At 55.5% G+C, this 11,576-nt stretch carries 10 protein-coding genes; all 10 read right to left on the reverse strand.

All coding sequences use genetic code 11. The annotated features are described in order from the left end of the window. Nucleotides 1-1,436 (reverse strand): patatin-like protein (locus K5905_RS15630; RefSeq protein WP_297585568.1); only part of this gene is annotated, 1,436 nt, incomplete at its 3' end. A gap of 186 nt (nt 1,437-1,622) precedes the next feature. Continuing rightward, nucleotides 1,623-2,864: a replication-associated recombination protein A gene (locus K5905_RS15635; RefSeq protein WP_297585581.1), complete on the reverse strand. Its 1,242-nt coding sequence runs from the start codon at nt 2,862-2,864 to the stop codon at nt 1,623-1,625. Between the two features lie 71 nt (nt 2,865-2,935). Continuing rightward, nucleotides 2,936-4,393: a Do family serine endopeptidase gene (locus K5905_RS15640; RefSeq protein ID WP_297585569.1), complete on the reverse strand. Its 1,458-nt coding sequence runs from the start codon at nt 4,391-4,393 to the stop codon at nt 2,936-2,938. Between the two features lie 133 nt (nt 4,394-4,526). After that, nucleotides 4,527-6,704, reverse strand: a complete 2,178-nt coding sequence (locus tag K5905_RS15645) for a methyl-accepting chemotaxis protein (protein ID WP_297585571.1) — start codon at nt 6,702-6,704, stop codon at nt 4,527-4,529. 185 nt (nt 6,705-6,889) lie between these two features. Continuing rightward, nucleotides 6,890-7,315: a 50S ribosomal protein L17 gene (rplQ, locus tag K5905_RS15650; protein WP_297585572.1), complete on the reverse strand. Its 426-nt coding sequence runs from the start codon at nt 7,313-7,315 to the stop codon at nt 6,890-6,892. Nucleotides 7,316-7,397: 82 nt separating this feature from the next. Beyond that, nucleotides 7,398-8,420, reverse strand: coding sequence for a DNA-directed RNA polymerase subunit alpha (locus tag K5905_RS15655; RefSeq protein ID WP_297585574.1), 1,023 nt, complete (start codon nt 8,418-8,420; stop codon nt 7,398-7,400). 88 nt (nt 8,421-8,508) lie between these two features. After that, nucleotides 8,509-8,898 carry a 30S ribosomal protein S11 gene (rpsK, locus tag K5905_RS15660; RefSeq protein ID WP_006936427.1) on the reverse strand — a complete coding sequence of 130 codons (390 nt, stop codon included), beginning with the start codon at nt 8,896-8,898 and terminating at the stop codon, nt 8,509-8,511. 72 nt (nt 8,899-8,970) lie between these two features. Beyond that, nucleotides 8,971-9,339 (reverse strand): 30S ribosomal protein S13, encoded by a 369-nt coding sequence (gene rpsM, locus K5905_RS15665; protein ID WP_297585576.1) that lies wholly within the window; start codon nt 9,337-9,339, stop codon nt 8,971-8,973. A 180-nt stretch (nt 9,340-9,519) separates the two neighbouring features. Beyond that, entirely contained in the window at nt 9,520-10,116 is a 597-nt protein-coding gene (locus K5905_RS15670; RefSeq protein WP_297585577.1) for an adenylate kinase, read from the reverse strand. Further along, nucleotides 10,113-11,444 carry a preprotein translocase subunit SecY gene (gene secY / locus K5905_RS15675; RefSeq protein ID WP_297585579.1) on the reverse strand — a complete coding sequence of 444 codons (1,332 nt, stop codon included), beginning with the start codon at nt 11,442-11,444 and terminating at the stop codon, nt 10,113-10,115. The genes K5905_RS15670 and secY overlap by 4 nt, the downstream gene beginning before the upstream one ends. Nucleotides 11,445-11,576 lie beyond the last annotated feature (132 nt).

The raw sequence follows: 11,576 nt of genomic DNA on the forward strand, positions 1-11,576 counted from the left end.
CGCGCTGTAAGTTTGGCGATCCGCTCTGCCAGGGCGTGCAGCTTCAACGACTGATAGTTCACGAATGCAAACCCGGCTTGCTCGAAAGCAGCTACAGTCGCATCCTTGCGGCATTTGGACAGGATCTGGGCGGTAACAGCCCTGCGCTTTGGGAGCAGCCCCGACACCGCCTGCTCAACCATGGGACCAGCTGAATCGATCAACTGCGACAGCCAGCGGCTGCGCCGGTTATTCTGTTCCAGTTCCTTTAGGTCATCGCCGATCGGTTCATTGCGGGGTATATGCGCCAACGAGGCCAGTATGACCCGGAAGAACCCCGGCAACTCGATGGGGCCACCTTGCGAGGCAACTGTGTCCACAGGTGCAGGATCGACGTAAATCAGGCGTCTTGCCACTTCGCGGGCCGCCGGCCGGTCCTCAATGACGTTGATGACCGGGGCAAACGGCTTGTTCATGACAACGCTGCCGTCAACGAAACAATGCTGTGCAAGCGTCTCCGGCCCCAGCGAGAGCCCCTTGGAGAGAAACTCATCGCGATTGAGCCATGTTTGCCCGTGTCTGGAGAGCACCCGTTCCATCTCTGCGATGGTCGCCGGCGGAAAAGCTCCTGGAAACGAGGACGTCGCTCTTGCGGCAAAAACCAGCTCGGCGATGTTGTCGGAAGTAAACTGGCTGTCGACAAATCCAGGTGTTCGATGAACCGCGTGGAAATTCAAAATGCGCCTGTGATCCCATTCCTCGACAAAGTCGGGATCATCCATGAGGATGCGGCGTTTCACCCCGTTATAGTCGGTAATCGTCACAAACAGATCTAACGTCTGCCCACGCGGTATCAGCGACCGGCCTGGTTCGCCGAACTCATCCATCTCCTTGCATGCATCAAGCATCCAGCCGATAAACCGTTCTCCGGAAAAGGGTGGCGAGAACCATCTGGCTTGCATGAACTGGCGCAGCTTCTCGCGCGTTTCCGCACTCTCGATCCGCTTGTTCAATCGTGAAGAAACCAACCGGTCCAGAACCGGCGATACCGATATCTTCAGATATCGCGACAAACCGGATTGAGGTCTCGACAACCGTGTGACATCGGCATTTTTAAGCCACAACGTGCTGTGACTGTCGAGTGGCAGATCATGAGCGATTGCACGAGCGAGCATAATGCCGTTGACACCCCCGGCCGAAGCCCCGGCAATTGCGTCGACCACAACACGGATGTTGGCGGAGGGTGACAGCAGATTGAGAAGGTCCTGATAGGCCAGTTGAACCGGTGAGAGCTTCAGCCCGTTTTCAGGGGCAGTTGAACCGTTGGATTTTCGGTCGAGCCGATAACTCGAAGCCCGTACAAGGTTTAGAATTTCGCGGCTCACACCATGCATGTAGATGGCAAGCGAAACACCACCATAAAAAACCAACGCAAGTCTGAGTTCAATTTCCTTCATGAAGTCGCCGCCGCATCAATTCTGAATCTTTAACACAAAGATCGTTCACAATCTTTATGTGGTTCTGAAATTCGGAGGCAGAAGTCCAATCGCAAGCCGGTGCGATCATTCTTCATCACATGGCAGTGGTATCCTGTGAACGGTGCCAACAAAACGATCAGACTGATTTTCAAGTCTTCACCTTGATCAGCCACGCTCATTGCGCAACTTGTTCCAGTAGCTCAAACGTTTCCTGAGGTCCCGCTCAAACCCCCGATCAGGTGGGTCATAAAAGGTTTTGCGGACCATTTTCTCAGGAAAGTAGTTCTGACCGGAAAAACCGTCGGGAGCGTCGTGGTCATACTGATACCCGTCACCGTAACCTTCCTGTTTCATCAGCTTGGTCGGCGCATTCAGGATGTGTTTCGGAGGCAACAGAGAACCGCTCGACTTTGCTTCACGCAGAGCAGCCTTATATGCCACATAGGCCCCGTTCGACTTGGGTGCGGTTGCCAGATAGATCACCGCCTGGGCAAGTGCCAGTTCCCCTTCTGGCGAACCAAGCATCTGATATGCATCGCGCGCCGCATTCGCTTGTACCAACGCATGCGGATCCGCCAGACCGATGTCTTCCACCGCCATGCGAATGAGCCGGCGGGCGAGATACATCGGATCCTCCCCGCCATCCAGCATGCGGCAGAACCAGTAAAGCGCCGCATCGGGGTCGGACCCCCGCACCGACTTATGCAGAGCTGAAATCAGGTTGTAGTGCCCATCCGCACTCTTGTCGTAAATCGGCGCCCTACGCTGGACAATTTCCTGCAGCCGCTCGGCATCGAAGACTTCGTCTTCTGCTGCCGCACGCCAGACATCTTCCGCCAAGGTAAGCGCAGAGCGACCGTCACCATCCGCCATGCGGATCAGCACCTGCCGGGCCTCTGCATCCAATGGCAATGTCTTTTCTTCCGTCTCCTCCGCCCTCGCCAGCAATTGCTCCAATGCTCCCAGAGAAAGCGAATGAAACGTCATGACATGCGACCGGGAGAGCAGCGCTGCATTGAGTTCAAAGGAAGGGTTTTCGGTGGTCGCCCCCACCAGGGTGATCGTGCCGTCTTCCATGACCGGCAGGAAACTGTCCTGCTGTGCCCGGTTGAAGCGATGGATCTCATCCACAAAGAGCAAAGTTGCTCTGCCGCTCATGCGGCGGGCTCTTGCCGTTTCAAACACCTTCTTCAGATCTGAAACACCGGAAAAAATCGCTGATATCTGCTCGAAAGCGAGATCTGTTTCGTTGGCCAGGAGCCTGGCAATCGTCGTTTTACCGGTTCCCGGAGGTCCCCAGAAGATCAGGGACCCGAGTGTTCGTGTTTTCAGCATGCGGGAAAGCGTGCCGTCTTCACCCAGAAGGTGATCCTGACCGACAACATCCGAAAGCTGCGACGGACGCATCCGGTCGGCCAACGGCCTTGGACCGGATTGCGCCAGACCGGAAGCTTCAAACAGATCGCTCACGGTTCCTCCTACCGCAGAATAAGTTGCGAGACCTTACCATCTCGCTCGATATCAAGACGCCAGACCCGCGGCGGCGTTTTCGTGACGGTTTCCAGCATCCGAGTGGTTTCGATGGTCTGCTCGTTCACACCGCGCACTATATCACCTGGTCTCAAACCGACCTGATCGGCTGTGCTGCCCCGGTTGATAGACGCGATAACAACACCGTCGAAGACCCCTTCCACACCGATCTCCTCGGCAACGGCGGGAGAAAGGTTCATCACCGTTGCGCCTTCGAATGGTGAGAATTCGCGCAACTCCCTGGTATCTCGAGGCACGGTCTCAGGAGCCGGTTTCAGCAAGATGGAAAGGCTTATTTCCTTGCTGTCACGTAAAATCAAAAATTCGGACTGTTCCCCGATCATTTTCGTCGCAAATCGGTAGCCGAAGGAATTCGGGTCAGAAATCTCCTTGCCTTCGATTGCGATCACGAGGTCACTCACTCTCAATCCGGCTTCCTGAGCTGGTGATCCTTCGAACACTGCGGTCACCAATACGCCCTGCGGCCGTTCCAGAGACAAGGCTTCTGCAATCTCGGCATTTACCAGCTGCACCGTTGCGCCCAACCAGGGCCGCTGCACCTTGCCTCCCTGATCCGCTGCCGTCGCGACGAACCGGGCCATATGGGCAGGAATTGCAAACCCGATACCGTTGGATCCACCGGATCGCGAGAAAATCGCCGTGTTGATGCCAACAAGTTTACCGGTCATGTCTACAAGTGCTCCACCCGAGTTGCCGGGATTGATCGCGGCATCCGTCTGGATGAAGAATTGAAAATCGGTGACGCCGACTTGCGTCCTGGCAAGGGCTGAAACAATCCCCTGTGTCACCGTTTGACCAACGCCGAACGGATTACCGACAGCCAGCACGATATCGCCGACTTCCAGGCTGTCGGAATCGGCAAAAGTCACATGCTCGAAGGGGCCCTCGCCCCGAATTTTCAAAACGGCAAGATCCGTACGTTCGTCCATCAGAACAATGTCCGCATCGAATTCACGCCTGTCACTCAGGGCAACCCGTACTTCATCCGCATCCTTGATCACATGGTGGTTGGTGATCACCGTGCCATCGGCTGAGATCACAACACCTGATCCGAGCGAGGATTCCACCCGTTCTCTCGGTCCGCTGTAACCACCTCCCGGTTGTCCGAAAAAACGCCTAAAGAACGGATCGTCGAAAAACGGTGACACGCGCTGGCGCTGAACCACTTTCCGGCTCGCATAGACATTGACCACGGCAGGTGCGACTTGCTTCACCACAGGGGCAAAGGAAAGTTTGATCTGCGCATCGCTCTGTGGAACCAGGCGAAGGTCCGCCGGAGACGGTTGCGTCTCCTGTGCCGCTGCAAGAGATGCCCAAATTCCAATCAACCCCGCCAGTGCCGCGCGGATAAAAAAGTGTGCGTTGCCGGATCGTGCAAGCCGCATAGCAGGTGTCCTCAATTTCGAATCTCTCATTTCCCTTGGCGATACATGGCAGATAGGGAGGAAAAGAGGCAAATACAAAAGCAAAGAGCCGCCGGAAATCCGGCGGCTCTTCACATTCTCGTAGGTGGAAACGTCAGGCGGACCGAACCTGATCCAGGAAGCTGCGCACTTCCTTGTCAAGTTGCTCGGCCTCCATAGCCATGTCGGCTGCTTCCTCGGAAAAGTTCTGCGCGGCCATATTGGTGTCGTTGGAAAGCGAGGACACATTGCGAATGTCTTCGGTCACCTTGGACGTACCACCGGCTGCGCGTTGTGTGTTTTCGGCAATCCCCTGGGTGGCATAGCTTTGCTCTGTCACTGCAGCTGCTACTTCGCTCACCGATTTGGTGATCTCGTCGATAGTCTTCTGAATATCGCCGATCGCATCGACCGCGTCGTCGGTAGCTCCGCGGATTGCATCGATTTGCTGCTGGATTTCACCAGTTGCCTTCCCGGTTTGGGAAGCAAGATCCTTCACCTCGGAGGCAACAACTGCAAAGCCTTTACCGGCCTCACCCGCACGGGCTGCCTCAATGGTGGCATTCAGCGCCAAAAGGTTGGTCTGGTCGGCGATATCGCTGATCAGGGTGACAACCTCTCCAATGCGGTTTGCGGCCTCCGCAAGCGATTTGACGGTTTCATTTGTGGTTTCCGCACGCTTGGTTGCAGCGGCCGCCACATTCGAAGACCGCTCAATCAAAGTCGAGATCTCCTGGATTGAGCTCGACAGTTGATCGGACGCAGCAGCAATCGATTCGACTTCCGCCAGTGTTTCTTCCGACATGGTCGCTGCGTTGCCAGACATCTCGCCGGCACTGTCGGTCATTTGGCGCATATTGCTGGCCGATTCGCGCAGAGAGGCTGCGGAATGGGCAACCTTGTCGACCACGCTGCCGACAGTCGCCTCGAAGTCACCGGCAAGGCTGGCCAGCATCTCCTGACGCTGCTCGGCCTGAATGCGCGCAGCATCTGCTTCCTCAGCCGCCCGCCGTTCGTTCTCTTCAGCAGCATTTTGCCGGATTTGAAGAACGGCACGACCGATGTCGCCGATTTCATCTTTCCGTTTTGCTGCCTTGATATCCGCACCCAGATCTCCTGATGCAATAGCATTCAAGGCACCCACAAGAGTGGAAAGCGGCCCGGTTATCGAACGGGAGAACAAGAATGCGATCACAGCAGCGATTGCAATCGTTCCAAGAGACCAGACAAACATCTGGTCACGCATGTTGGTGACCGCTGCAAGGGTCTCATCAACGCTTTTTTCAGCAACAATCGCCCAATTCTGCCCATGAAAATCCAATGGCCGTGCGACCATCAAATCAGCAACACCATCGGTGCCAATCACAATCGCAGCTGCATCGGTGCCGCCTGCTGCCTTCAGCGCAGGTTCCGCGGTCGTTTGCGTCACAAGTGCAGTCGCTTCGCTTGCCAAAGGCTTGTCGCTCAACAGCAGGCCTTCCTGGTTGACGACATAAACCTGACCGGTTTCACCGAGGTCTTCGCGATTGGCAACGATGTTGTTCAGGAAGGAGGAATCCAGACGGACGACAGCAACACCGTTCAGGCTGAGCGTTCCGAAGGAGTAGTTGAAGACCGGTGAAGCCAGGAACAAAGATCCCTCGCCGCCAGCAGCATCATACTTTTTAAATGCACTCGCTGCGATTTCGCCTTCGCCCAGTTCAAGCGCAGCTTTGTAAACTGCTTCCAGTTCGGAGCCATCGGCCGCGCTTCCCTGACCAATCTGCGACAGAAATTCACCGCCCTTGGTAACGGAGTAGAGCACAAGACCTGCCGGGTCGATCAGGTAAATATCCGCGTAACCACCATTTTTCCAGACATTGTAAAAGGCCGGATGCGCTTCCGAGTGGCGCCAGGCATACATTGTCTTCTGCTCTTTTCCGCTGATGGAAGCGCGTTCTTCAGGCGTCTGTGATGCTTGAAAAAGACCAAGAATCTCATCTTTTTCCTTGGCAAGGTTCATCGTTGCGTTGCCAAGATTGCTCACCGAGTCCGAGACGCTGGATGCAAGATTGACGACTTCTGCAGATGCCGCTTGCAGTTTGCTTTCCAGCAAGGCGGATCTTGCAGTGATCACCATTCCAAGTTCGGCTTCTGCTGCGTTTTGCAGTCCGTCCCGGCCGGTCATGTATCCGATCACACCAACCGCGGTGCACGCAGCAACGGTAATCACAATCATCAACGCCGGAATAACAAACGAAAGACGAAGAGAAGGCGAACTCTTCTTCGCCTCCGAATTCTTTTTGCCTAACACGATAATTCTCCCACCCCCAAAACACCTTTATGGGCACATGGGCAAATTAGACAGTGTTCCTTAAATCATTGATAATCGGAGGTTTCATTATCTGGCACCAGGCAACCAGCTCTTGCGCCTCGATAAGCAGACATGAAAAAAGGCGGGCAAGAGCCCGCCTTTTCACTTAACAGTCCAAGCTGATCTTACGCTGCGTCTTCAGCAGCTTCTTCAGCTTCTACACGTGCACGATCTTCGGAACCGCGAGCTTCCGGATCACGATCGACCAGCTCGATGACAGCCATCGGAGCATTGTCGCCGTAACGGAAACCGGCTTTCAGAACGCGTGAATAACCACCGCTGCGGTCCTTGTAACGCTCGCCGAGCGTTTCAAACAGCTTTGCAACCATGGCCGTGTCGCGAATCTGCGAAATGGCCTGGCGGCGTGCGTGGAGATCACCGCGTTTGCCCAGTGTAATGAGCTTGTCGATGATCGGCTTCATTTCCTTAGCCTTCGGCAGAGTCGTGACGATCTGTTCGTGCTTGATCAGCGACGCTGCCATGTTCGCGAACATAGCCTTACGGTGGCTAGAGGTCCGGTTGAGCTTGCGGCCGGATTTACCGTGGCGCATGGCCCTCTCCTTTTGCTTTCAGGCAGTCTGCTCGTTTGCAGAAGCACTTGCCTGGTTGATCCTCTAGGGACGCGTACGCCCCTTAATACTGATGGTCTTCGTAACGCTTGGCGAGATCATCGATGTTCTCAGGCGGCCAGTTGGCAACTTCCATGCCGAGATGGAGACCCATCTGGGCGAGAACTTCCTTGATCTCGTTGAGCGATTTGCGGCCGAAATTCGGGGTCCGCAGCATTTCCGCTTCGGTCTTCTGAATGAGATCGCCAATATATACGATATTGTCGTTCTTCAGGCAGTTTGCAGACCGGACAGACAGTTCCAGCTCGTCGACTTTCTTCAAAAGCGCCGGGTTGAAAGCCAGTTCCGGGACAGTGTCCTCGGCGACTTCGCGTTGCGGCTCTTCGAAGTTGACGAAGATGGAGAGCTGATCCTGCAGAATGCGCGCTGCGAATGCCACGGCATCATCCGGCTTGACGGAACCATCGGTTTCGACAGTCAGGGTCAGCTTGTCATAGTCAAGAACCTGTCCTTCACGGGTGTTTTCCACCTTGTAGGATACTTTCTTGACCGGAGAGTAAAGGCTGTCGACCGGGATGAGACCGATCGGTGCATCTTCCGGACGGTTGCGGTCGGAAGAATGGTAGCCTTTGCCGGTATTGACGGTGAATTCCATGCGGATTTCAGCGCCTTCGTCGAGGGTGCAAAGCACCAGGTCCGGATTGAGAACTTCCACGTCGCCGACAGTCTGAATATCACCAGCTGTCACAACACCCGGACCTTGCTTGCGCACAACCATGCGCTTCGGACCCTCGCCTTCCATACGGATGGCGATTTCCTTGATGTTGAGCACGATGTCGGTGACATCTTCACGCACACCCGGAATCGACGAGAACTCATGCAGAACACCGTCAATCTGAACCGCGGTAACGGCAGCGCCCTGCAGTGAAGACAGCAGGATACGGCGCAACGCGTTGCCCAACGTCAGACCGTAGCCACGCTCAAGAGGCTCGGCAACAACGGTTGCCAAGAAACGCGGATCTTCACCCGGCTTGATCTCGAGTTTGGTCGGCTTGATCAGTTCTTGCCAGTTTTTTTGAATGGTCACGTTTTCGTCCCTTCGGCTATCCCGCCTGGCTTCAAGGCCAGGCCATTCTTTGCCATTTGGAGAAACAGGTACCTAAAGCTGGGAAGCCTTAGACGCGGCGGCGCTTACGCGGACGACAGCCATTGTGCGGAATCGGCGTCACGTCACGAATAGACGTGATCAGGAATCCGGCGGCCTGCAGAGCGCGCAGAGCAGATTCACGGCCTGAACCCGGACCACGGACTTCAACTTCCAGAGTGCGCATGCCGTGCTCAGCTGCTTTCTTGGCAGCATCTTCGGCAGCAACCTGAGCCGCATACGGCGTGGACTTACGTGAGCCCTTGAAGCCGAGTGCGCCGGCAGACGACCAGGAAATCGCATTTCCCTGAGCATCGGTAATGGTAATCATGGTGTTGTTGAACGTGGAGTTCACATGCGCAACGCCAGAAGAGATGTTCTTGCGTTCGCGGCGACGCACGCGCGTCGTGTCTTTAGCCATTCTCTTGTCCTTGTATTGATCTCGTCACTGCCGTAGTTCCGGCAGCTCCACCACCAATCGCGGTGCTGATGATTATTTCTTCTTACCAGCGATCGGTTTCGCCGGACCCTTGCGGGTACGTGCGTTCGTGTGCGTCCGCTGACCGCGAACCGGCAGGCCGCGGCGATGACGCAGGCCGCGATAGCAGCCAAGGTCCATCAGACGCTTGATGTTCATCGCAGTGTCGCGGCGAAGGTCGCCTTCAACCATGTAGTCACGGTCGATGGTTTCGCGGATGGACAGAACTTCTGCGTCGGAAAGCTCGTTCACACGGCGGGATGCATCGATCTTGTTCTTCTCGATGATCTCCTGGGCATTTTTTTTGCCAATGCCGTGAATATACTGAAGCGCGATCACTACGCGCTTGTTCGTCGGGATGTTAACGCCAGCAATACGTGCCACGTTCGTCTCCATGTTAGGCGGAAGACTGCGTAGTCTTGCCGCGGTGGGTAATACCCGCGTCCGGTGGAGTCCGGCCCTTGCGGGGTACGAATATGCCGGAAGCTTCCCGACACAGAGAATGCCGGCCCCACATACATGGAACCGGCTAAACTTTCAGATAGAGCGCGTCGTTTACCGGCTCTAAACCCTTTCGTCAAGTCCCTGAAGAATGGTTTCTACGGAAGCTGTGACTTCATCAATTGACTGCATTCCGTCGATCACGGAAAGCAGACCTGTTTTCTCGTAAAACGGCACGACAACTGCTGTATCGCGGTTATACGCTTCAAGCCGTTGTTTGAAGACTTCCGGGTCGTCATCCTTACGAACCGGCTGCCCCGCAGCCTTTGCGTCTTCAGCGCGCTTGACGATCCTGTCGACAAGCTTGCTGTGATCGACCCGCAGCTCAAGCACACCGTTCAGCTTCAGACCGTTTGATTCCAGCATTTCATTCAATGCTTCCGCCTGAGCAATCGTCCGCGGAAAGCCGTCAAGAATAAAACCGTTCTGAGCGTCTTCCTCGGCAATGCGGTCACGAATGATCCCGACAACGATCTCGTCGGAAACGAGACCTCCGGCATCCATCACTTCCTTAGCCTTGATCCCGATCGGCGTCTTTGCGGCAACGGCCGCCCGAAGCATATCGCCGGTCGACAGCTGAGGAATTCCGTATTTCTCAACAAGGCGTCCGGCCTGAGTCCCCTTCCCCGCTCCTGGCGGTCCTACCAGAATTAGCCTCATCGACGTCTCCCCCTGAGTTTCGCTTTCTTCACCAGACCCTCATATTGATGCGCAAGCAGGTGGCCCTGGATCTGAGACACGGTATCCATTGTCACGCTAACGACAATCAACAAAGAGGTTCCACCGAAATAGAACGGAACGCCCGTGGCGGAAATGAGGAATTCGGGTAATAGACAAACGATGGTGATGTAAATAGCACCCACCACTGTTATCCGCGTCAGGACATGGTCAATATATTGCGCTGTCCGCTCTCCCGGACGGATACCCGGAATGAAACCGCCATGCTTCTTCAGATTGTCTGCGGTGTCACTCGGATTGAAGACGATCGCCGTGTAGAAGAAGCAGAAGAAAATGATCATGGCAGCATAGAACACCATGAACAGCGGCTGGCCGTGGCCGAGAGCTGCCGTGATGTAAGTCAGCCACTCGTTCCCCGAACCTTGACCAAATCCTGCCACGGTTGCCGGAACCAGAAGCAGCGACGAGGCAAAGATCGGCGGAATCACGCCAGCTGTGTTGAGCTTCAGCGGCAGGAACGAAGTGTTGCCTTCGAACATGCGGTTGCCCATCTGGCGCTTCGGATACTGGATCAGAAGACGGCGCTGCGCCCGTTCCATGAATACGATGAACGCAATCACGACAACGGCCAGGATGATCACGGCCAAAATGATCCAGGTTGCAAGAGATCCCTGACGGCCCAATTCAAGCGTCTGCACCACTGCGGACGGAAGGCCGGCAACGATGCCTGCAAAAATGATCAGCGAAATACCGTTACCAATACCACGCGACGTGATCTGTTCACCGAGCCACATCAGGAACATCGTTCCACCGACAAGCGTAATCACTGTCGAGGCACGGAAGAACCAGCCCGGATCGGTCACCACATTGGCTGCGCCTTCCAAGCCGACTGCAATACCGTAGGCCTGAAACGCGGCCAGCACGACGGTGCCGTAACGCGTATACTGGTTGATGACCTTCCGGCCCTGTTCGCCTTCCTTCTTCATCTGCTCAAGGGACGGCACGACGGTCGTCATGAGCTGCATGATAATGGAGGCGGAAATATATGGCATGATGCCGAGGGCGAAAATCGCCATACGCTCGACTGCCCCACCGGCAAACATGTTGAACATGCCGATGATGCCGGACTGAGCCTGATTAAAGGCCTGCGCGAAGGCGTCCGGATTGATGCCGGGCATTGGAATATATGTGCCCAGTCGATAAACCAAAAGCGCCCCTAGCGTGAACCAGATGCGCTTTTTGAGTTCTTCAGCCTTGGCGAAAGCTGAGAAATTTAGATTTGACGCCAGTTGCTCGGCGGCCGATGCCATGCCCTACTCCGGTCGTATGCTTGCCCACAAATGGGAAAAGCCCAGGCTGTTAAGCCTGAGCTCCCAGAACGGCAACCTTGCCGCCCGCTTTTTCGATCGCTGCAACAGCACCCTTCGAGGCGCCTGCAACTT

Origin of the sequence: Roseibium sp. (assembly GCF_025698965.1) — a bacterium.
Taxonomy (GTDB): Bacteria; Pseudomonadota; Alphaproteobacteria; order Rhizobiales; family Stappiaceae; genus Roseibium.